We start from the raw sequence: 22,909 nt of genomic DNA, 5'->3' as shown, positions 1-22,909 counted from the left end.
TTACAAGGAGGCAGCAGCATGAAGGTTTACAGAACGGATGAAATAAGAAACGTTGTTCTTTTGGGACATGGGGGATGTGGAAAGACAAGTCTTGCAGAGGCAATGGCTTATGTTTCAGGAGCAACGAACCGTTTGGGCAGCATTGACGGAGGAAATACGATCAGTGATTTCGATAAAGAGGAGCAGAAGAGAAAGTTCTCAATCAGCACAAGTCTGATTCCGATAGAGTGGGAAAAAGCAAAGATCAATATTCTGGACACTCCTGGATATTTCGACTTTGTAGGTGAAGTAGAGGAAGCTGTAAGTGCGGCGGATGCAGCGGTGATCGTTGTTTCTGGTAAGGCTGGTGTTCAGGTCGGAACCGAGAAAGCATGGGAACTCTGCAACAAGTATAAACTTCCGCGAATGATTTATGTAACAGAGATGGATGTGGATGATGCAAGTTTCCGTCAGGTAGTGGAAGATCTGACAGCAAGATACGGAAAAGTAATCGCACCTCATTTCATGCCGATTCGTGAGAACGAGAAGCTGGTTGGCTATGTAAACGTTATTAAGAATGCGGCAAGAAGATATACAGGTCTCGGACAGAAAGAAGAATGTGAAATTCCGGAATATTCAAAGGAGAATCTGCAGATTTACCGTGAGAAACTTCTTGAAGCAGTGGCTGAGACGAGTGAAGCCTTTATGGAACGTTATTTCGAAGGAGATGAATTCTCTGTAGAAGAGATTCGTTCTGCTATGAGAAGCGAAGTTATGGACGGTTCGATCGTTCCGGTAGCGATGGGCTCCAATATTCAGGCGCAGGGCGTAACCAATCTCCTTTCTGATATTGTACGTTTCTTCCCGAGTCCGGAATATCGTGAGTGTGCAGGAATCAACCGTAAGACAAATGAGATCTTTGAGGCAAATTATGACTTTGCACAGCCGAAGAGTGCATATGTATTTAAGACTATGGTTGATCCGTTTATCGGAAAATACTCTTTTGTGAAAGTATGTTCGGGCGTACTGAAAGGCGATGATATCCTTTATAATGCAGAGACAGATGCAGAAGCAAAGCTTGGTAAAATCTACACCCTGAACGGAAATAAACCGGTAGAAGTGAGCGAGCTTTTTGCCGGAGATATCGGAGCAATCGCAAAACTTGGTACAACAAGAACCGGTGATACGCTCTCTACAAAGAATACTCCGGTTTCTTTTGGAAGAACCGAATACTCCAAACCATATACATATATGAAATATGTAGTAAATAATAAAGGTGATGAAGATAAAGTTTCCCAGGCACTTGCAAGAATGATGGCAGAAGATGTAACACTGAAAGTGGTGAATGACAGTGAGAACCGTCAGTCTCTTATCTATGGTATGGGCGATCAGCATCTGGAAGTTGTGGCAAGCAAGTTGGCAGAACGTTATAAAGTTGGTATTACACTTGAGACTCCGAAAGTTGCATTCCGTGAGACGATCCGCAAGAATTCCGATGTGGATACCAAGTATAAGAAACAGTCCGGCGGACATGGACAGTACGGACATGTTAAGATGAGATTTGAACCGTCCGGAGATCTGGAGACACCGTATGTATTCGAAGAAGAGGTTGTGGGAGGAGCTGTTCCGAAGAACTACTTCCCGGCTGTTGAGAAGGGACTTCAGGATTCTGTTGTTAAGGGACCTCTGGCAGGATATCCGGTTGTTGGCGTAAAAGCAACTCTTTACGATGGATCTTACCATCCGGTAGATTCCTCAGAAATGGCATTTAAGACTGCAACATGCCAGGCATTTAAGAAAGGTTTCATGGAAGCAGGTCCTGTTCTTCTGGAACCAATTGCATCCGTTAAGGTTACGGTTCCGGATGATTATACCGGAGATGTAATGGGAGATCTGAATAAACGTCGTGGAAGAGTTTTAGGAATGAATCCGGTTGCAGGCGGATATCAGGTGATTGAGGCGGATGTGCCGATGACAGGTATGTTTGGATATTGTACAACGCTTCGTTCCATGACGGGCGGACGTGGTACATATTCTTATGAATTTGCCCGTTATGAGCAGGCACCGAATGATGTTCAGGAGAAGGAAATCGCAAAACGCGCTGCAGAAGAGGCGTAAATTCAATTTGATAGAACAAGAGAAAAGCCGGGCATTTTGTCCGGCTTTCTTTAACAACACTAATTCGTTTTAAATTACAGACCTCGCTATTGTACTTTTGACATAAAAGTGGTATGCTACGTAGGTAAATCTAAAGAAAAATGAAGGGTAGCCTTAAATGAAAATTGTAATTATTGGGGACGGAAAAGTTGGACATAAATTGACGACACAATTATCCGAAGAAAATTACGATGTCGTACTGATTGATCGAAATGAAGGGAAACTGAAAGAAGCAATCAATAATTTGGATATTATGTGCATCAACGGGGATGGAGCAGATGCTCAAATCCAGAGACAGGCGGGAGTTCCGAATGCAGATCTGGTTATAGCCTGTGCGTCTACAGATGAATTGAATATGGTAAGCTGCCTTCTGGCAAGAAAACTGGGAGCAAAGCACACCATTGCACGTGTGAGAAATCCTATCTACTATCAGCAAATTGATCTTTTGAAAGAGGATCTCAGACTAAGTATGGCAGTGAATCCGGAACTTGCGGTAGCATTTGAAATCTCACGGGCGATTCTTCTTCCCGATACCGCAAAGGTTGAGACATTTATGAAAGGAAAAGCTGAGCTCGTAGAATATATTGTAAAAGAACAGAGCAGGCTGGACGGGATGAAGCTTTCTGATATTTATCAGAAGTATCAGATTAAACTGCTTATCTGTGCGGTGCGAAGAGGGAATGATGTGATTATTCCGGATGGAGATTTTCTGGTAAAGGTCGGGGACAGACTTCACTTGGTCGCTTCCCATAAATATATCGAAGAGTTTTTCCGATTTGTCGGAAGAAAAAGAAAAGTAAAGAAAGTCATGATCTGCGGAGGCAGCCGAGTGGCATATTATCTTGCAAAACAGCTGATTGCTCTTGGAATGCAGGTGAAGATCATTGAAAAAGATCTGAAAAAGTGTGAGTCACTCTGTGAAGAGCTTCCGAAGGCGACTATTATATGCGGAGATGCAGCAGATCATGATCTGCTGATTGAAGAGGGCATTGAAGAAGCAGATGCCATGATCAATCTTACTAATGTGGATGAGGAGAATATTATACTTGCATTGTTTGGAAGAACCAAGGGTGTGGATAAGATAGTGGCTAAGGTCAATGAAGACAGCAGAGCACAATTGGTGCAGGAACTGGATATTGATGCTTTGGTTTCCACGAAAACAGCGACTGCTGACGCGATTATGAGTTATGTGCGTGCTCGTCAGAATTCGCTTCGCAGCGTCAATGTTGAATCCATGTATCAGCTTGTCGGCGGAAGAGTAGTGGCTCTCGAGTTTATTATCAAAGAAGAGACAAATTATACGAATATTCCGTTGAAAGAACTTAGTTTTAAAGCGAACAACCTGATTGCTTGCATTGGGCGGGGACGTCAGGTGATCATTCCGGATGGTGATGAATGTATGAAGGTCGGGGATAGTGTAGTGATGGTAACGACAGAAAAAAAAGTACAGGATATCACTGATATAATGCTTTAGCAGGAGAATGTAAGCAATGAATAAGAAAATGACAAAATATATCATTGGAAAAATGCTTGGGGTTGAGGCGATTCTGCTTTTAATTCCGATGATGGTAGGGCTTATGTACAGTGAGAAGGAGTCGGCATATTTTCTTGTGGCGTCGACACTCCTTTGCGTCTGCTATTTCATATGGGGAAGAAAAGAACCCGAAGATACGATGATTTACACGAAAGAAGGGCTGATCATCGTGGCGACGGCATGGATCTTCTGGTCACTGTTCGGAGCGCTTCCATTTTTTCTGTCCGGGTGTATACCGAATTTTATCGACGCGTTTTTTGAGACTGTTTCAGGCTTCACCACGACGGGATCGACTATACTTATGGATATCGAAAGTATGCCCAAATGTATGAATTTCTGGCGTGCACTGACGCATTGGATCGGTGGTATGGGTGTGCTGGTGTTTGTAATGGTGCTGACATCCCTTGATGAAAAGAATTCCATGCATCTGATGCGTGCGGAAGTTCCGGGTCCGGAAGCAGACAAACTGGTCCCAAAGGCAAGGGGAACGGCGCAACTGTTGTATGGTATGTATTTCATTCTGACTGTATTGGAAATCATCCTGCTCCTTTGCGGAGGGATGAGCCTTTTTGACAGTGTGACGCATGCATTCAGCACAGCCGGAACCGGAGGATTTAATTCCTACAATAACAGTGTGGCACATTTTAACAGCGCTTATATTGATGGTGTGATCACTGTTTTCATGATTTTGTTCGGGATTAATTTTAACATGTATTTCCTCCTGTTAATGAAAGATGTTAAAAATGTTCTGAAAAATGAAGAACTTCGTGCTTACCTGGGAATTATCGCAGTCGCTGTCGTGATGATAGTGGTGAATATCACTCCAATGTATCACTCTGTTGGGAAAGCATTTCGCTATGCTTCTTTTCAGGTGGCGGCAATCATAACAACGACGGGTTTCGTGACTGTGGATTTTAATCTGTGGCCGGAACTTTCGAAAATGGTGCTTCTGATTTTGATGATCATTGGTGCGTGTGCAGGGTCGACGGGTGGTGGTATCAAGGTTTCCAGATTTCTGATCCTGATCAAGAGTATCGGACGGGAATTGAAGTCGATGCTGCACCCGAAGGGAGTATCCATTGTAAAGGTAAACGGAAAAAGGGTGAAAGAAGAGACCATGCGGGGCGTATATGTTTATATCAGTGCATATATTATTATTCTTGCTCTTTCTGTTTTGCTTGTTTCTGCGAACAATTATAATTTTGAGACATCCTTTACGGCGGTACTTACGACTCTGAACAATGTTGGACCGGGGCTGGGACTGGTCGGTCCGGTGGAGAATTTTGCTAAATTCAATAGCTTTTCAAAACTGGTACTTTGCTTTGATATGCTGATCGGAAGACTGGAGATATTTCCATTCCTGATGTTGTTTACACCAACACTTTGGAATAAAAAATTTTAAAAGAGGAGGAAATGAATGTGAAAAAGAAAGGAACTATTCTGGGAGTTGTTATTTTTTTGATTTTGGCAGGAATCTACTATTATCTGGCGCTCCCAGCATTTAATATTCATTCGGCGGATGTATGGTACTTTATTCTTGTACTGGTTGCCGTTGTTGGAATTATTTATGCCCTGAAAAGAGGAATTTCAAGAAGAAAGGAGATCAGTGATTCCAAGTTTTTGAAGGTGATCATCGGACTGTTCATTGTTCTTCTGCTGGTATACCTGATTGGAAGCTTTCTTTCTTCACCGGTGATCAACGCAAAGAAATATCAGCAGCTTCTTAAGGTGGAGGACGGAGAATTTACACAGGATATTGAAGAACTGTCCTTTGATCAGATTCCGCTTCTCGACAGGGATTCGGCACAGATTCTGGGTAACCGCAAGATGGGAAGTATGTCTGACATGGTTTCGCAGTTTGAAGTCGATGATATTTACAGCCAGATCAACTACAAAAACCGTCCGGTCAGGGTATCTCCGCTTCGGTATGCCAGTCTGATTAAATGGTTTACAAACCGCAAAGAAGGAATCCCGGCTTATATCCGGATCGACATGGCCAGCCAGACAACGGAAATGGTAAAGCTGGACGAAGGTATGAAGTATTCGACCAGTGAGTACTTTGGAAGGAATATTTATCGTCATCTGAGGTTTGCGCATCCGACTTATATTTATGGGGATCTCAGTTTTGAGATTGACGATGACGGAGTTCCATACTGGATCGCACCGGTAATGAAATACAATATCGGTCTGTTTGGCGGGGTAACCGTAGGACGTGTGGTTTTGTGTAATGCCATTACCGGTGAAATGGAAGACTATAAGATCGATGAAGTACCGGAGTGGATTGACCGTGCGTATTCAGCAGATCTTCTGATAGAATTATATGATTATTATGGCTCGTTAAAGCATGGTTTCCTGAACAGCATACTGAGTCAGAAAGACTGCCTGAAGACGACGAACGGCTATAATTATCTTGCAATCGATGATGACGTATGGGTTTATACAGGTGTAACTTCTGTAAACAGCGATCAGTCCAACGTCGGGTTCGTGCTGATGAATCAGCGAACGATGGAGACAAAATACTATGCAGTCGAAGGTGCGATTGAGGACTCTGCCATGGATTCAGCTGAAGGTCAGGTGCAGAATCTGCATTATGTGGCTACGTTCCCGCTACTTCTGAATATCTCGGGCGAGCCGACGTATTTCATCGCACTGAAAGATGATGCCGGTCTGGTCAAGAAATATGCGATGGTAAACGTCCAGAAGTACCAGTTGGTTGCGATTGGTGATACGGTCAGCAAATGTGAGCAGGAGTATAATGAACTTCTCCTTACCAATGGAGTGAAAGAAGCAGAAAAAGATGAAAGAGAAGTTCTGGAAATCAAAGGAAAGATCACTAAAATTGCACAGGCGGTCATTGACGGAACATCGCATTATTATATCATGATCGAAGACTCGGAAGATATTTTTGATGTGTCTGTTGTGGACTATATTGATATCATCCGATATGAAATTGGTGATGAAGTAACTGTAGAATATAAAAAAGGAGAGAAGACGAACACGGTTTTGTCTCTGGAAAAATAAAGAAATGGATATCTGCCGGCGAGAATGTCGGCAGATATTTGTCTATGTATAGGAACAAAAAAGGACGCAGCATTTATATGTTACGTCCTTTCCCTTGTTTATTTTCAATCTTAATTCAGAATCTGGCAGCCTTCCATGTTCACATCACCGAGCTGTTCATTTGTAGCGCTGATGCTGATATAGAAATCGATATTGTTGTCTTTAGAAATCTTTTTCAGTTTTTCAATAAAAGCAGGAATATTTTCAAGAGCGATATTAGCATGTTTTAAAATACCGTCAATGAAAATTGCCTGAATATCGTGGTCTGCACTTGTCATACCGTAAATGAATCCCAGGTATTCATCGATGTTCGTGATTACATCGTAATCATCCATGCAGATAGCGCGGATGTTGAAAGATAAGCTGTATGTATCGCGATGGCTCTTCTTGATAAAAAATACATGTCCGTCGCAACCTTTCACCAGTTCATTCGCACGCTCGATCATCTGCTGTGTTTTTCCACTACCCTTTGGGCCTGTTAATAAATTTACCATATCTACAAGTCTCCTTTTTACGTATATTTTGTACTAAAAATGGTACTCTTTCTCTTGGAACCATTATACACTAATCACAAAGGATAAACAACCCCATTTATTTGCAACTTTTTAGGAAGTGTGATACAATTAGCCATGCAGACGTAAAGATCGATTGAAAAGAGGATGAAAAATGACAAAAGTAGATATTATTTCAGGTTTTTTAGGTGCAGGTAAAACAACATTTATAAAAAAGCTGATCGAGGAGGTGTTTCCCGGAGAGAAGCTGGTTCTGATTGAAAACGAATTCGGCGAGATCGGTATCGACGGCGGTTTTCTTAAAGATGCAGGAGTTGAGATCACAGAAATGAATTCAGGATGCATCTGTTGTACACTGGTCGGGGATTTCAGCAAAGCACTTCAGAAAGTTCTTACAGAGTATCAGCCGGACAGAGTGATCATCGAACCATCCGGAGTCGGAAAACTGTCTGACGTAGTAAAGGCTATTGAAGGTGTCAAAGAAGAGGCAGATATTGAGATCGATGGCCGGATCACGGTTGTGGACGGGAAAAAGGCAAAGATTTATATGAAGAATTTCGGAGAATTCTTCGAAAATCAGGTGGAGCATGCATCCACGATCGTAATCAGCAGAACACAGATGATGAAGGATGAAAAGATTGAAGAATGTGTTCATATTTTGAGAGAGAAGAATCCGGATGCGGCCATTATTTCAACACCGTGGGAAGAACTTGGAAAAGAAGCAGTACAGCGCGCATTGGAGCATGGTGCCGAGATTGAAGGCATTCTGGAAGAACACCATCACCATGAAGAGGAAGAATGTTGCGATCACGAGCATCATCACCACCATCATGAAGAGGAGGAATGCTGTGATCACGAGCATCATCACCATCATCACGATGAGGAGTGTTGTGACCATGACCATCATCATGACCATGGTCCGGATTGCACTTGCGGATGCCACGATCATCATGATCACCATGGACATCACCATGCGGATGAAGTATTTACAAGCTGGGGCAAAGAAACAGCTCACAAATATATCGAGGATGAACTTGATTTTATCCTGAAAGCATTGACAGAGACGGAAGCTTACGGAACGATTCTTCGCGCAAAAGGCATTATTCAGATGGAAGACGGTTCATGGAAGCAGTTTGATATGGTTCCGGAGGAATTTGAGATCCGTGCAGGACAGGCTGATTATACAGGCCGCCTTTGCGTGATTGGAACAGATCTGAAGGAAGACGAGCTTATGAAGCTGTTCCATATTTAGACCGGAGGTGGGAAAGATGATGACACCGGTTTATATCTGTACAGGATTTCTGGACAGCGGCAAAACGACTTTCGTGAAGGATACCCTCATGAAGCAGGAATGGATCGAAGATGGGCCGACACTTCTTTTACAGTGCGAAGAGGGTGAAGAAGAGTACTCAGAGAGTTATCTGGATGAAAATGGTATGTTTCTCCTTGAAATAGAGGAACGGGAGCAATTGAACGGGGATTTCTTTGATAATTGTGAACGCACGTATCACCCGGCGCAGGTTGTCATTGAGTACAATGGTACATGGGATCTTCAGGAGATCATGGACGAGGAATATCCGGAAAACTGGGAAATCCAGGGCGTTTATTCTACGGTAAATGGCGAAACGCTGGATATGTATCTGAAAAATATGCGCAATATGCTGATGAGCCAGCTCACCGAATCGGAGCTGATCGTCATCAACCGCTGTGGAGAAGGGACAGACCGGTCTGCATTTCGAAGAGCATTGAAGATCCAGAACCCGCAGGCACAGCTGATCTTTGAGGATGAAGACGGACAGATCATCCCCCAGACGGAAGAAGACCTTCCATTTGATATCAAAGCGGATGAGATTGAGGTCGATGATGTGGATTTCGGAACCTGGTATGTGGATGCGTATGAGCATCCAGAGCATTATCTGCACAAAGAGATCACATTTCTGGCGCAGACGTTCCGACCGAAAGGAATGCCGGATAACCTAATGATTCCGGGAAGACAGATCATGACCTGCTGTGCGGACGATGTGAGATTTTATGGGTATCCGTGCAAAATATCCGGAAAACTGCAGTTTGAACAGAGAGGATGGGCTCGGATCAAGGCGCGTTTTGAATATGAATCTGTACGAAGATTTGCTCCGAAACAGCCGGTACTTTATCTGTTGGAGATGGAAAAAGCTCAAAAGCCGGAAGAAGTAGTAGTCTATCTTTAACTGAGGTGAAAATGACAAAAACAGAAGAAAAATATCAGATTTTAAAACAATATTTTGGATATGAAGATTTCCGCCCCGGACAGGAGAAGCTGATCGACAGCATCCTGTCCGGGCGGGATGTGCTCGGAATCCTTCCAACCGGAGCAGGAAAATCACTCTGCTTCCAGATTCCGGCACTTATTATGGAAGGAATCACTCTTGTAATCTCGCCGCTGATCTCACTTATGAAGGATCAGGTGGCATCTCTTAATCAAGTCGGAATTCATGCAGCATTCCTCAACAGTTCCCTTACATATGGACAATATCAAAAAGCACTCGCGTTTGCGGCAGAAGGACGATATAAGATTATCTATGTAGCACCGGAAAGGCTGGAGACTGCAGAGTTTTTAAGTTTTGCACTGCATGCAAAGATTTCAATGGTGGCTGTGGATGAAGCACACTGCGTATCCCAGTGGGGACAGGATTTCAGGCCCAGTTATCTTAAGATCACCGATTTTGTGGACAAGCTTCCGGTGCGCCCGGTCATCAGTGCATTTACCGCTACTGCGACGAAAGAAGTCCGTGAGGATATGATCGATATTCTGATGCTGAGGGATCCGGTACTGGTGACAACAGGTTACGACCGGCCGAATCTCTATCTCGGGGTACAGACACCAAAGGATAAATACAGTGCCCTGAAACAATTTGTGGAAATGCATCCGGGACAGTGCGGGATCATTTACTGTCTGACCAGAAAGCTGGTGGAGGAAGTGTGTGTCCGCCTGGAGGACGACGGATTTTCGGTGACCCGTTATCATGCGGGACTTTCCGATAAGGAAAGACGTGAGAATCAGGACGATTTTATCTATGACCGGAAGCAGATCATTGTTGCGACCAATGCATTTGGTATGGGCATCGATAAATCCAACGTCCGTTATGTCGTGCATTATAATATGCCGAAAAATCTGGAATCCTATTATCAGGAAGTCGGACGATGTGCGCGGGATGGAGAGCCCGGAGAATGCATATTATTTTACAGCGGGCAGGATGTGGTTACAAATCAGCGGTTTATTGAATACAATCAGGATAATGAAGAACTGGATGATTTTACCCGGGCAATCGTGATGGAGCGTGACCGTGAAAGACTGAAGAAAATGACGTATTATTGTTTTACAAATGAGTGCCTGCGAGACTATATCCTTCGTTATTTCGGTGAGTATGGATCGAATTACTGTGGAAATTGTTTCAACTGCCTGAGTCAGTTTGAAACGGTCGATGTGACCGTCGAGGCGGAAAAGATTACAGAATGCGTGAAGACAAGCGGACAGAGGTATGGAATCAATGTGATTCTGGATACCGTACACGGTGCGAACACTGCAAAGATCAGACAATATAAAATGGATAAAAATCCATGTTACGGGACTCTGGCGAAAGTACCGGCGTGGCGGCTCCGTCAGATTTTCAATCATTTATTATTGGAAGAGTATCTGACGACAACGAATGACGAATATATGCTGGTGAAGCTGACTGAAAAATCCGATTCCCTACTTGAAGGTAAAGTTTCGGTCTCCATGAAAATGGCGAAGGAACAGGAGAAAACGGAAAAGACTGCGGTGAAAAAGAAGAAAAAAACGGCTGGGGTACTGCTTTCAAATGAACAGGAGGCACTCTTTGAAAAGCTGCGTCAGCTCAGGATGGAGATCGCAAAAGAAGAAAAAGTTCCGCCATATATTGTGTTCTCGGATAAGACCCTGGTACATATGTGCCAGGTGAGGCCGGAAAATAAAGCGCAGATGCTTAAGGTAAGCGGTGTTGGGAAATTTAAGTATCAGAAGTATGGGGAGAGCTTTCTAGAAGTGATATTGAATTGACACACGTAATAATACGTAGTATAATTGCAAGTAAAGAAAGGAGCCACATAAGAATGCCGATAACTCCCAAGGAGATGATAAGACTTCTCAAAAAGAATGGAACAGGCAATTCTAAAACAGGCGGGGATAACAGATAGATAGTATAAAAATGGAGGTGTCTTTATGGGCAAAATGTTTTATCCTGCGATCTTTCATCAGGAAGAAGGTGGATTCTGGGTGTCCTTTCCAGATTTGCCGGAGTGTTATACAGAGGGGAATGATATGAAACATGCTTATGAAATGGCAGTGGAAGCACTGGGGCTTGCACTTGTTAGCAGGAAAACGGAAAAAGAAATGATTCCTGAACCATCAAGTCCGGAAAACATTCATGTAGAAGATGGTGTGTTGGTTGTAATCAGTTTTGACATGATGGAATATCAGAAAAAGCATAATTCAAAAGCCGTTAAAAAGACATTGAGCATCCCTGAGTGGTTAAATGAAGAAGCTATGGCGTTGGGAATTAATTTTTCACAAGTCCTTCAGGAAGCTTTGATTCAGAGAATTCAAGCAAAGGGAAGAGGATAATGTACATCACGTATGAGATAATTAAGTCTTCAAGGAAAACAATAGCAGTGGAAGTGCGCCAGGACGGTTCTGTCCTGGTACGCGCTCCGCGGAATTGTCCACAGTCCAGAATTGACACATTTCTAAAAGAGAAACAAGCATGGGTTCTTGCCAAAGTGGAGGAACAGAAGGAGAAAGAAGCGGATTCGATGAAAATCCAGCCGCTCAGTGAAGCGGAGCAAAGATTGTATAGAGATAAAGCGAGAGAAATTTTTGAACAGAAGGTTTCCTATTATGCCCAAATGATGGGTGTCAGTTACGGAAGAATTGCGATTCGCGACCAGAAGACCAGATGGGGAAGCTGCAGTGGCGAAGGAAATCTGAACTTCAATTGGAGGCTGATATTTGCCCCGGCGGGAGTGCTGGATTATGTAGTGGTGCATGAGCTCGCTCATCGGAAGGAAATGAATCATTCTCCACGCTTCTGGAAGGTTGTGGAAGATACCATGCCGGAATACAGGAAGTATCAGAAGTGGCTGAAGGAGAATGGGAGAGGACTTCACAGGTATTGATTGAAAGGATTTTTGGAAAATGTGATAACTGCCCTGGGAACGGCATTTATTGACAGTGCAGTTGAAATCTGCAGCTGGTTACAGTTGTTTGAGTCAGAAGAAGAGAAAGAATGTTTTATACAATTGTATACTGGATTGTAACAAGAAATGGGAGACATGAGGAAAAGCTGAATTAAATATAACTGGATCAATCACCTGTTTGTTACTTTGAGAGATTGTGATTGATCCACTTATTATCGCTCGTTACACTAGTGTTCTAGCAATCGTACCCCCATCTTAAGATTTCCGGCTTCGGATATTCCACCCCAAAAGTTTCAATCTCAATTTTCTTAATAAATTCATCTGTAATAGGCTGCTTAATTACAATATCAGGCCCTTCTGAATGATCGGTAATGTCACGAAGAGGAACATTTTCAATACGTTCTATTTCCTCAAACCCATCGATAACCCGTCCGAAAGCAGCAAATTTGCCTTGGAGTCTTTCCTTAACATCGTCGGATAATGTAATAAAGAATCCGCAACCATGCGCTTCTTTGCTTGCGTCACCGGCCATGCCCAGAACACCTTTTCCAAATTGAATTGGATTGTTAAATCCATTAGAAGCAAACTCCCCGTTAAGTACCAGGTCGCAGTCAGGTTCTTTTGAAAAATCATAAGTTGACTGAATGACAAAGCCCGGAACAACACGAGAAATGAGTCGATTAGTGTACATACCCTGCGTTATGCACCATATAAAACTATTTACAGTGTTTGGCGCATATTCGGGATAGAGTTCGGCGGTAATAATTCCCTGATTCGTATATATTTTTGCAATTGGATGTTTCATCAGAGTCACCTCGTTCATTTATTCTGATCTTATTATACTACAGAACCCCCAATAATGAAAAATAAAAAAAGATTTTATTGAGAGTAAATGGTATTATGATAAAAGTGGATAAAATCCGGAAAGGGAAAAAGCATAGTGGGATAAAGTCATTGAATGTGGCTAATAACTCTTTTGAAGGAATCTTTAGCATAAAGGAGTGAATTTCGAATGTTTCAAACGAAGAAAAAGAAGATTATCAACTATCTTAATGAGAAAAATACGGCGAATGCTGAGCTCTCACCGTTTGATCTTTTATTATCTGATTATATTAGTGGTGAACTAAAAATCAGAATGGAAGAAATGGATATTGTAAAACCAGACATATATATTGATTGGCTTCCGGATTATAAATGTATAGGGATTCAGGGGAAGTATAAGCAATATTATGTGGATTTACAGGTTGAGCCAACAGAGATTTCGATTGGATGTGATCCGGATGAACCGGATGAGCACACTGTATTTCCTTTAGAAAGCAGAGATCAGATGTATAAAGCAGTAAAAGATATACTGGTTTATTTGAAGTAATGATTTTGAATGGAAGAGGCTTGTTATGAAGAAATACACAATTGGTTTGATTATAATGCTATTGGCTTTGCTATCGTTAATAGGCTGCGGCAGAGACGAGAAGACAGATTATAGCGAGTATACTTTTTTCACCGATATTGATTGGTGTCGGGAGACAGAGATTGATGTAGAGCATATCTGTTTTTCTTCGGATGGCAGTTTCAGTTATTATTATGGATGCGGGAATCCTGCGAATGATTCTGATTTATGTGAGGGTTATACATATGATGATGAAGGCAGAAACTGGGGAACAAATTCAGTGTTCTTTATGGACGGAGGTATGAGAGAATGAATGAACTTCTTTTTGGAGCAGCATACTATGAGGAGTATATGCCATATGATCGTTTGGAGCAGAAAGTGGATTTGCCGGAATATGCTTATCCGATTATTGTACGAAAGGGAACGAATGATTTCGGTAAAAAAGTCAAATATTTCTTAAACTACTCCGCTGAAGCAAAGAAGGTGCCATATACTTATGAAGATGGCGTGGAATTGTTATCCGGAAGACGGATTGAAGCACAGGAAATGCTGGAGATTCCGGCATGGGGTGTTAAGATTATTGAGGGATAGCCTCTTCGATATATATAATAGCGTACACGGAATCGATTCCGTGTACGCTAATCTTATAGTCTATTTCTTACGTGGAACGATCTCCAGCCAGTATCCGTCCGGATCGGCGATAAAGTAGATTCCCATGGCAGGATTTTCAAAGCAGATGCAGCCCATTTCTTCATGCAGTTTATGGGCGGCTTCGTAGTCATCTGTCCGGAAAGCAAGGTGGAATTCACATTCACCGAGATCATACGGCTGTGGATGATCCTGAAGCCAGGTCAGCTCCAGTTCAAAATCGCTCTCGTCATTTCCAAGATATGCAATGACGAAATCTTCACCGTTCACACGGCGTTTCTCTTTGAGTCCCAGAGCTTTCTCATAAAAGGCCAGAGATTTGTCCAAATCTGTTACATTGTAATTTTCATGATACATTTGAAATTTCATAAAGGTCCTCTTTTCCGCGCGGATGCGCATGATTGATAGTAGAATAAATGGGGATACCGATTATTTGGCATCTGCGGTTTCTGTCAGAATAATCCGGTTCTCATACTGCGGATATTCTGCAAGAAAACGTGTGATGATCTCAGGCTGTTCCCAATAATGCATGGGATAAATGCGGTCGCAGGATATTTTCTTCAAAAAATATAACATGCCCCGGGCATAATCGTTCTCCTGTCTTGGATCCAGAACAACGAAAGCTGCAGTCAGTGCCGAGCCGTCAAGATCCTGAGCCAGTGTATCGATCTCTTTCCGGTAGCTTCCGGTCATCTGCCGGTTGTAGGAGTCGGATTCTTCTTCCCATACCCAGTCGTTCAGATCACCTGCGTGGTAGAAGCATTCTTCCTTGTCGCGAATGAGAAATGCCACTCCTTTATCCGTAGAAAGAAAGGTTGACAGTGTCTGTCCCTGTGGCAGGCTGTAGGTGCGGCGGGACGAAACAGATAGGAGAGGGATGTCCTTGGGAACCGTTCTCCCTGAAATGTCACGCGACAAAACGGCATGAATCTGTTCCATTCCCATGTCCTTCAGTAAAGAGAATACGGAAGGATGATAATGATCTGCGTGTTTGTGGCTGGCCAGTACCAGAATGGGTTTCTGCGGATTCAGCTCCGGGAGTTCTCCCTTAAAATAATCAAACAGATAATAGCAGCTTTCGGTTTCTGCCAGAAAACAACTGTGGTGAATATAGGTCACTTTCATAAGCATTTCCTTTCTGTCGGATTTTGATCTACCGGTTTATTTATAGTAACTGTTCAGAGCCAACCTCGAAAACACTTCGTGTTTCCTCAGTGTGGCGTATCCGCCAAATAGATTTGTACAAAAAAGTGCTCATGAATGCAAGCATTCAACGCCCTTTTTTGACAAATCTGCTTGGCTCTGAACAGTTACATTTTACAATATTGAGAGGTTTTTTACAAGAAGGTGTACATTGCTATTTCTATGGGGGATTGGTATAATACGAAGAGAAACGCTGCCTCTATATATATAATAGAGGAATCGGGGACATGGACCCGGAAAACAAATAAAGAGAACACTCTGATCGAATGGGCAGGTCAGACAGAAAATAAGAGAGGGCGAATGCCCGGAAAGGCAGATAATTATGGAAAACAGCAAAGCAAAAGATCAGAAAGTACTTCAGATGGTCCGCAGTCAGAAGGAGATGTATGTGATTTTTTCGGAATGTACGAAAATGCCGTATGTAGTGTGTGATCCGAAAACATATGACGATGAAATTCTCATCTATTTCAATGTAGACGAATGCAAAAACAAAGTAAGACAACTTATGAATGAAAAAATTCCGGTAAAAATCGTTAAAATCGAAAATCGGAGTTTCCTCGAGTTTTATGTCAGCCTTTATCCGATGGGGGTAAATGAGATCGTATATGATCTGGGATTGCCGAAAGAGATAAGAATACAGCTGGCGGATCTGGTGACCAGGAAGAACGACGGGAAGATGCCGAACGGACAGGAACGAATCGAAAATTCCGAATTTCAACTGACGGCACTTTACTATATGCAGGAGGCGCGGAGACTTCCGCAGGAAAAGGTTCTGGAAAGTGAAGAACTGCGCGAACTGAGCGAAGAGATGATGGCACATTTCCAGAAAGGAAAGTATTTTGTTGTATCTAAAGAAGGAAAAGAGATGGTGATTCTCAAACAGAAAGATGGAAAAGTATTTCAGCCGATCTTTACAGACGTGCAGGAGCTTGGAAAATTCCTGAGTGTACACCGTAAGGAGAAGCTGCAGACCGGAATCGTAGAAGCGGGAAAACTGATTGAAATACTGGTGCCGGGAGCCGAGGGCGTAGCGGTGAATCCCTTTGGTGTGAATCTTCAGATGAAAATGCAAAAGAAACAATAATGAAAGAAAACGAAAGTAAAAATAAAAAAATAAAAAATAATCAAAAAAGGACTTATAATTTTCGCAAAAGTATTGTATAATGGATACGATATCAAAATACAACTCAAATGGAGGGTAAAACAATGAAAATTGCAATCGGCTGTGATCCAAATGCAACAGAGTACAAAACAATCTTAACACCGTTCATCGAAAGTCTCGGACATGAATGTGTAGATTTCGGAAGTGATGATCCGATTTATGCAAATACTGCAATCCGTCTGGCTGAGGCTGTAGCTGCAGGGGAGTGTGAACGGGGAATTCTCATCTGCGGGACGGGTATCGGTGTATGTATCGCTGCAAATAAAGTAAAAGGAGCATATGCAGCACTAGTGAATAATGTATATCAGGCACAGAGAGCCCAGCTTAGTAACAATGCAAACATCATCACGATGGGCGCACAGGTTACCGGAATTGAACTTGCAAAATGTCTGGTTAAAGAGTACTTAAGTGTATCTTATGATCCGAATTCACGTTCTGCCCCGAAAGTAGCAAGAATTACAGAGTACGAGAATGAAAAATAAGAAAAATAAGAGATAATAATCAGAGAATACCGTCGTAAAAGATAAGCATCGAGCGAAGCAGAAAACTTTTCCGGCGGTATTTTCATTGCCATGCATATGCCAAAGCTGTCCAGTGGACCATTTTTTAATTGCCATGCATATGTCAAAGATGTCCAGTGGATCTTTTTTAATTGCCATGCATATGTCAAAAAGGTCCAGTGGACCTTTTTTAATTAAAAGTTTACAATCCTGTTATTGAATATCTGGGGCGCAGGTTCTATAATGTGCATATTAGAGTATAGAAATGGAGATTTTTTTATGTTTTTTAGCGCTTATGGAATGATTGTGAAAGCAATTTATACTTTTTTTCAAACATTGATCTATGTAGTGCCTGCACTCCTGATTGCAATTTCCATGCATGAATTCGCACATGGATATATGTCTTATCTTCTTGGGGATCCGACACCGAAGATGGACGGAAGGCTGACACTGAATCCGTTCCGTCATCTGGATGTATGGGGAACCTTGTGCCTGCTGGTTTTTCATGTCGGATGGGCAAAGCCGATCCGGGTCAATACACGGAATTATAAAAATAAACGAAGAGATATGATTCTGGTGGCAGCAGCGGGGCCTCTGATGAATTTTATTCTGGCGTTTCTGTTCATGCTGCTTTACGGTCTGATCTACAAATTCGGAACCAGCGGAGTGCTCTTGAATTATCTATATGTGTTGAGTTATTATGGGGCACAGCTGAATGTGGGACTTGGGGTATTCAACCTGATTCCGGTGCCGCCGCTTGACGGGGCAAATATTCTGGCAGAGATCGTGCCTGCGGTTAACAGATTTTACAGCCGTTTCCGGCAATATGGATGGCTGATTCTGCTGCTTCTTCTCGGAACAAGAGTGCTGTATGTTCCGATGGAAGCGCTGATGAGTGCGATACTGAGTGTGCTGAAGAATGTGGTATGGTTCATACTGCGGATCGGCGTTGTTGTGGGAAGCGGCGGAGGAACCATTTTATAGTGGACTAAGGGGGAGTGAAGATGGGGGAATTACAGAATCATGCAGTGGAGATCATCCGCGAAGTCAAGAAAGCTGTTGTCGGAAAGGATGATGTGATCGAGCAGATCATGACTGCGATCATAGGAGGCGGCCACATTCTGATCGAGGATATGCCGGGGGTCGGGAAAACGACGATGGCACTGGCATTTTCCAAAGCGATGGGAATTCAGGAAAAGAGAGTACAGTTTACGCCGGATGTGATGCCGGCGGATCTGACCGGTTTTTCCATGTATCAAAAGGAAACCGGAAGATTTGTTTACCAGCCGGGAGCTGTGATGTGCAATCTTTTTCTGGCGGATGAGATCAACCGTACTTCTCCGAAGACGCAGTCAGCGCTTCTGGAAGTTATGGAGGAAGGATGTGTGACGGTGGACGGTGTGACGCGAAGCACCGGAAGGCCGTTCGTAGTTATTGCGACCGAGAATCCGGAGGGGTCGGCGGGGACACAGCTTCTGCCGGAATCGCAGCTGGACCGCTTTATGATCTGTATCCGGATGGGGTATCCGACGGTAGAGGAAGAGGTAGAGATTCTAAAGCGCCGTCAGATGGGCAACCCGGTGAATGAAGTGCAGAATGTGACGGGAGCGGAGCAGATCCTCTGGATGCAGGAAGAGGCATCTCAGGTGTTTATCCACGATTCCGTGTTTGAATATATCGCCAATCTTGCAAAGGCAACCAGAGAACATGAGCTTCTGACTGCCGGACTCAGCCCGAGAGGAACAGTGGCACTGGCGGCGATGGGGAGGGCAAGAGCATGGCTGAAAGGGAGAAATTATGTTCTGCCGGGAGATATCCAAACGGTATTTGGAAGCGTTGCGCTTCACCGGATCCGCCTGAATACCAAAGCGAAAGTGGGACATGCAAGGCCTGAGGAGATCCTGGAGCAGGTCTTAATGCAGGTGAAGGAACCGAATGTAAGGAAGAGATAATGTTTCGATAAAAGCGGGGAGCATGGGGAGACTATGATCAAACGTGTATGTATTTATATGGCGGCGGTATTGCTGACATTATACTGTTTTTTCCTGTATGAGGACGAAATCGTGGCCGCCATGCTGGTGGCCGAATTGATCTATTTTCCGCTGGCGTTCGGGTATCTTATGCTGCAGAAGGGGAAAATCCGTGTCGTTTTGGAAGATATTATACCCATTGCGGAAAAGAATCAGGAAATTCCGGTAAGGGTGATTGTGAGAAATGCTTCACACAGGTTCGCGGCGCGGTATCGCATAGAATTGTCTGTGGAAAATGAATTCACCGGGGAAGTTCTCCGGCATGGAGTGAGCGGGACGGTGAAGGCGGGGCAGGAAGAGAAGCAAGTTATTCTGCTGCGCTCGTCCAGATGTGGAAATCTGATCATCAGGCTGGAAAAGTGCTGGCTGTATGACAGCCTGGGAATATTGAGGACAGCTTTGTTAAACGGGAGAAAAGCTGCGTTTCGGCGGCGCCGGGAGATGGCTGTACAGCGGCAGTCGGTGGGAATCCTTCCCGAGTGCCACCTGATTCCGGTGGAGGTGACGCGGCGTACGCGGGAATTTCCTGCGGATGCAGATGAATATTCGGATCGGGAAAGCGGGGACGACCCGTCAGAGACGTATCAGATCCGGGCGTACAGGGATCAGGATTCGATTCATGATATTCACTGGAAACTGTCGGCAAAAGCTGATGAGCTTCTGGTCAAGGAACACGGCAGACCGCTTGGATGCGTGGTCTTATTATGGCTGAATCTGGAAAAGAAGTCCGGGCAGAGGAGGAAACGCTTCGTTGGAGACGATAGAAAAGAGAATCGGATTGCTTCAGGGATTCTGGAGACGGCAGCTTCCATTTCGTTCTCCCTGTTAGAAGCAGAGTGCGTGCATATGGTGGCATGGTATGAGAAGGCCAATCAGAGAATCTGTAAAAAGAGGATCAGTCGGATGGAACATGTTTATGAGCTGATGAACCGTCTGCTTTTTGTGGAGGAATACGATCATTCGGATGAAGTGGAGGCTTTGTATGAGGAAGCCTTCCGCGGGGAACAGTTCAGTACGAAGCTGGAATTGTGTTCAGACGGTACTTTACTGGTACATGGGGAGAAAAGGTGCGTTGTTCCGTTAGATGAGGAAAAGATCGCATGGGAAGAGATGTATCTGATTGTATAGTTCTGGTTCATGAGGGGACAAGATGAATGGATTAGAGATTATTGACCGTTCAAATAGAGAACAGACAGCAGGATATGCGGTAAAAGAAGCGGCAGCAATGTACGGAATGCTGGTGCTGGTTTTTGCCGCATATTTTTCTGTCTTTGAGGTCCATAACCCGATCGCGGCACTTTTTCTTCTGCCTTTACCGGCAGCAGGAATCGCAGTCTGGGCGGGGAGATGGGGGAGAAGGAAATGGATCCCGATTCTGACAGTGGCTGCTTCGGCAATGCTTGTGCTAACGCCCTGGAATTTCTTAAATGGGATTTCTGTTTTGGCTAATGCCTATATCCGGCTGAATAATGAGTTCTATGGGGTGAGCCAGCCGCTTCTTAAGGTGAATGAGATTTCGGCAGATATTCTGGCAGCTCTGTTTGGAATCCAGATTATTCTGGCTCTTCTTCTGCAACTGGCGGGTAAGTGTAAGCATGGGGCACGAGGGAATGTTCTGGTGCTGCTGGTAATCGTTCTGCCGGTGGCAATGGCCGCCACGGTCGGGAAAATGCCTTCGACAGCCGCTTCCTGGTGTCTGCTTGGCGGAACGCTCTTTTACATGAGATGGAAAATATGCAAATGTGTGCCACTAAGAGAAGCAGCCGGAATCCTTATGATGCTGGGCGTTCTGTTTGGGTGTACGCAGGCATGCATGCCGTATATCCGGACATATAAACTGGAGCATGAGGATCGCCTGATTGAGATCTATGACAGACTGACCCAGATGCAGCAGATCGATATGCAGGGGATTCTGGAAGCCCGTTTTGGCAAAGAGGGATCTTACTCGGGAGGAGGGATCGGAAAAGGAAATCTGGAACATCTGAGTGAATTCAAGCCCACCGGCGAGAAAGCACTGGAAGTCATAGTGACGGAAAAACCCAGGGAAACACTGTATCTAAGAGCATATACCGGGGTGAACTATACCGGAAGGGCATGGGAGAAAGAGACGGTTTTGGCGTTCCGGCAAGGCGTGCCGTCCATTTTCGGAGAGTCCGGCCGCAGAGCACTGATGAATGAACCATTTACAAGGATCAGTGACGGGGCGGCCGGTTTGGAACAACAGAAGATCCGGATCCGCAGAGAAGGAGCTTCCTCTGATTTTTCTTATATACCGTATTTTGCGAAAGTGAATCAGGATGACAAAATCTATCTGGATGCCTGGGTGAAAGGACGATGGACGAAGGATCAGGAGTATAGTTACTTTTCGGCGGCAGAGGTCAAGAACATCTCATCGGGAGAGCTTGCCAAAGAGTCGGATATCTGGAATGAATACAGGACATTTGTTAAGGAAGAGTACAGTACGGCTCCGGACGGACTGAATCAATTGAAAGCATTAACCCGTTCGATGGATCAAGGAAATGTGGAACAGGTGTCAAATGAGATCAACCGGCTTTTTGAAGATACACTGGGACTTCGTTATAGTAAGACACCGGGAGAGGTTCCGGAAGGTGAAGAATTTACGGAATACTTTTTGACAGAGAACCGGAAAGGATTCTGTGTCCATTTTGCGTCAGCCTCAGCGCTTATCTACAGGATGTGTGGCTATTCATCACGGTTTGTGGAAGGATATGCAGTCCCTTCCAATGAATTTGTACGATTAGATGACGGAACGTACCGTGCTGTGGTGACGGATGATATGGCACATGCATGGTGTGAGACGTTTGATGAGAAGACCGGCTGGGTGGTGAGGGAACACACGCCGTCGTATATGGAAGAGACTGATGCGGCAGGTACTCCTGATGACCGGGAAGACGAAACACCGGATATTGTGGAACATGAAGAAGCGGATCACACAGCTCAGGCAGAGGAAGAAGATCTGACGACACAACCGGAGACGGAAGAAAATAAAGGGGGAAATGTGGCAGATCAGAAGACGGATGACGGGGGAAAGACTGATAACGGAGAAAGAGAAAATAAGCCGGGGATTATTCAGACAATCGGAAAGATAACGGCAGTTGTCGCAGCAACGACGTTGGGAGTGATCATTCTGGTGCTGTGCATTTTCATGGTATTTGGAGGTCTTGTAAGGCAAAAACGATATGCCGGTTTCCGAAGGCGAAAAGAAAATCGGGGAATTGCCAACCTGTACCAGGCCATATATGAAATCTGTCTGTTTGACGGGATGAAGCCGGATCAGCAAGATGAGAGGATGACTCTGGAAAAAATGAAAGCACAATTCACCCAGCTTTCAGAGGAAGAGTGGGAATGGATGTATCTGTGCGCGGAAAGGGCTGCGTTCTCCGGTGAGGAGATCACAAAAGAGGAACAGAAGCAGATGTTCCGGTTGTACCAGAAATTCCGCAGAGCATACCTGAAGACGTTGAACAGAAAAAAGAAATTCTGGTTCTTATATGGGAAAGGATTGTAGATGTAAAAATACCGG

Annotated in this window: 22 protein-coding genes; 18 read left to right on the top strand and 4 right to left on the bottom strand. The window is 44.1% G+C overall.

What is annotated here, in order from left to right:
• Positions 1–18: 18 nt before the first annotated feature.
• The 4 genes from ACTNBF_RS02515 to ACTNBF_RS02500 all read left to right on the top strand — a co-directional run bounded on the left by ACTNBF_RS02515 (position 19) and on the right by ACTNBF_RS02500 (position 6,691).
• A complete protein-coding gene (locus ACTNBF_RS02515; protein ID WP_427807246.1) occupies positions 19–2,097 on the top strand; it encodes an elongation factor G in 2,079 nt (692 codons plus the stop codon).
• A gap of 157 nt (positions 2,098–2,254) precedes the next feature.
• Positions 2,255–3,610 (top strand): Trk system potassium transporter TrkA, encoded by a 1,356-nt coding sequence (gene trkA / locus ACTNBF_RS02510; RefSeq protein ID WP_427807247.1) that lies wholly within the window; start codon positions 2,255–2,257, stop codon positions 3,608–3,610.
• Positions 3,611–3,626: 16 nt separating this feature from the next.
• Positions 3,627–5,072 (top strand): TrkH family potassium uptake protein, encoded by a 1,446-nt coding sequence (locus tag ACTNBF_RS02505; RefSeq protein ID WP_427819907.1) that lies wholly within the window; start codon positions 3,627–3,629, stop codon positions 5,070–5,072.
• 11 nt (positions 5,073–5,083) lie between these two features.
• Entirely contained in the window at positions 5,084–6,691 is a 1,608-nt protein-coding gene (locus tag ACTNBF_RS02500; protein ID WP_441024678.1) for a CvpA family protein, read from the top strand.
• A 110-nt stretch (positions 6,692–6,801) separates the two neighbouring features.
• Here the strand turns inward: ACTNBF_RS02500 and ACTNBF_RS02495 are convergent, their stop codons facing one another.
• The gene (locus ACTNBF_RS02495) at positions 6,802–7,224 is read right to left on the bottom strand and encodes a hypothetical protein (RefSeq protein ID WP_427807250.1); all 423 of its coding nucleotides are present in this window, start codon (positions 7,222–7,224) and stop codon (positions 6,802–6,804) included.
• 172 nt (positions 7,225–7,396) lie between these two features.
• On the opposite strand from ACTNBF_RS02495, the gene ACTNBF_RS02490 reads away from it, so the two are divergent.
• From ACTNBF_RS02490 to ACTNBF_RS02470, 5 genes are all read left to right on the top strand, one after another.
• On the top strand, positions 7,397–8,494 hold the full coding sequence (locus ACTNBF_RS02490; RefSeq protein WP_441024680.1) for a CobW family GTP-binding protein: 1,098 nt from the start codon (positions 7,397–7,399) through the stop codon (positions 8,492–8,494).
• 16 nt (positions 8,495–8,510) lie between these two features.
• Complete coding sequence (locus ACTNBF_RS02485; protein ID WP_427807253.1) at positions 8,511–9,449, top strand: TIGR03943 family putative permease subunit; 939 nt, start codon at positions 8,511–8,513, stop codon at positions 9,447–9,449.
• 11 nt (positions 9,450–9,460) lie between these two features.
• Complete coding sequence (gene recQ / locus ACTNBF_RS02480) at positions 9,461–11,299, top strand: DNA helicase RecQ (protein ID WP_441024681.1); 1,839 nt, start codon at positions 9,461–9,463, stop codon at positions 11,297–11,299.
• Positions 11,300–11,461: 162 nt separating this feature from the next.
• Positions 11,462–11,863 (top strand): type II toxin-antitoxin system HicB family antitoxin, encoded by a 402-nt coding sequence (locus tag ACTNBF_RS02475; RefSeq protein ID WP_427819904.1) that lies wholly within the window; start codon positions 11,462–11,464, stop codon positions 11,861–11,863.
• A complete protein-coding gene (locus ACTNBF_RS02470) occupies positions 11,863–12,414 on the top strand; it encodes a M48 family metallopeptidase (protein ID WP_441024682.1) in 552 nt (183 codons plus the stop codon). Before ACTNBF_RS02475 ends, ACTNBF_RS02470 begins: the two co-directional genes overlap by 1 nt.
• 256 nt (positions 12,415–12,670) lie before the next feature.
• Here ACTNBF_RS02470 and ACTNBF_RS02465 read toward each other — a convergent pair whose 3' ends face one another.
• Complete coding sequence (locus ACTNBF_RS02465) at positions 12,671–13,240, bottom strand: peptidylprolyl isomerase (RefSeq protein WP_441024683.1); 570 nt, start codon at positions 13,238–13,240, stop codon at positions 12,671–12,673.
• Between the two features lie 207 nt (positions 13,241–13,447).
• On the opposite strand from ACTNBF_RS02465, the gene ACTNBF_RS02460 reads away from it, so the two are divergent.
• The 3 genes from ACTNBF_RS02460 to ACTNBF_RS02450 are packed head-to-tail and all read left to right on the top strand — an operon-like array spanning position 13,448 to position 14,413.
• Positions 13,448–13,804, top strand: a complete 357-nt coding sequence (locus ACTNBF_RS02460) for a hypothetical protein (protein WP_427819901.1) — start codon at positions 13,448–13,450, stop codon at positions 13,802–13,804.
• Positions 13,805–13,829: 25 nt separating this feature from the next.
• Entirely contained in the window at positions 13,830–14,135 is a 306-nt protein-coding gene (locus ACTNBF_RS02455) for a hypothetical protein (RefSeq protein ID WP_441024684.1), read from the top strand.
• Positions 14,132–14,413 carry a Beta-galactosidase C-terminal domain gene (locus tag ACTNBF_RS02450; RefSeq protein ID WP_441024685.1) on the top strand — a complete coding sequence of 94 codons (282 nt, stop codon included), beginning with the start codon at positions 14,132–14,134 and terminating at the stop codon, positions 14,411–14,413. The genes ACTNBF_RS02455 and ACTNBF_RS02450 overlap by 4 nt, the downstream gene beginning before the upstream one ends.
• Positions 14,414–14,473: 60 nt before the next feature.
• On the opposite strand, the gene ACTNBF_RS02445 is transcribed toward ACTNBF_RS02450, so the two are convergent.
• Both ACTNBF_RS02445 and ACTNBF_RS02440 read right to left on the bottom strand, forming a co-directional pair.
• Positions 14,474–14,839: a VOC family protein gene (locus tag ACTNBF_RS02445; RefSeq protein WP_427807260.1), complete on the bottom strand. Its 366-nt coding sequence runs from the start codon at positions 14,837–14,839 to the stop codon at positions 14,474–14,476.
• Between the two features lie 60 nt (positions 14,840–14,899).
• Positions 14,900–15,595: an MBL fold metallo-hydrolase gene (locus ACTNBF_RS02440; RefSeq protein ID WP_427819899.1), complete on the bottom strand. Its 696-nt coding sequence runs from the start codon at positions 15,593–15,595 to the stop codon at positions 14,900–14,902.
• A 400-nt stretch (positions 15,596–15,995) separates the two neighbouring features.
• On the opposite strand from ACTNBF_RS02440, the gene ACTNBF_RS02435 reads away from it, so the two are divergent.
• The 6 genes from ACTNBF_RS02435 (at position 15,996) to ACTNBF_RS02410 (ending at position 22,894) form a co-directional block, all read left to right on the top strand.
• Positions 15,996–16,757 (top strand): SseB family protein, encoded by a 762-nt coding sequence (locus ACTNBF_RS02435; RefSeq protein WP_441024686.1) that lies wholly within the window; start codon positions 15,996–15,998, stop codon positions 16,755–16,757.
• Between the two features lie 122 nt (positions 16,758–16,879).
• Positions 16,880–17,317, top strand: coding sequence for an RpiB/LacA/LacB family sugar-phosphate isomerase (locus tag ACTNBF_RS02430; protein ID WP_427819897.1), 438 nt, complete (start codon positions 16,880–16,882; stop codon positions 17,315–17,317).
• A 297-nt stretch (positions 17,318–17,614) separates the two neighbouring features.
• The gene (locus ACTNBF_RS02425) at positions 17,615–18,319 is read left to right on the top strand and encodes a site-2 protease family protein (RefSeq protein ID WP_441024688.1); all 705 of its coding nucleotides are present in this window, start codon (positions 17,615–17,617) and stop codon (positions 18,317–18,319) included.
• Between the two features lie 20 nt (positions 18,320–18,339).
• Complete coding sequence (locus ACTNBF_RS02420) at positions 18,340–19,287, top strand: AAA family ATPase (protein WP_427807265.1); 948 nt, start codon at positions 18,340–18,342, stop codon at positions 19,285–19,287.
• Between the two features lie 57 nt (positions 19,288–19,344).
• On the top strand, positions 19,345–20,493 hold the full coding sequence (locus ACTNBF_RS02415; protein ID WP_441088704.1) for a DUF58 domain-containing protein: 1,149 nt from the start codon (positions 19,345–19,347) through the stop codon (positions 20,491–20,493).
• Between the two features lie 22 nt (positions 20,494–20,515).
• Positions 20,516–22,894 (top strand): transglutaminase-like domain-containing protein, encoded by a 2,379-nt coding sequence (locus ACTNBF_RS02410; protein ID WP_441088703.1) that lies wholly within the window; start codon positions 20,516–20,518, stop codon positions 22,892–22,894.
• Positions 22,895–22,909: the final 15 nt, after the last annotated feature.

This window comes from Bariatricus sp. HCP28S3_A4, assembly GCF_052066395.1.
Lineage (GTDB): Bacteria > Bacillota > Clostridia > Lachnospirales > Lachnospiraceae > Allocoprococcus.
The sequence above is the reverse complement of the archived record's forward strand: the minus strand, read 5'-3'. Positions and strand labels throughout refer to the sequence as shown.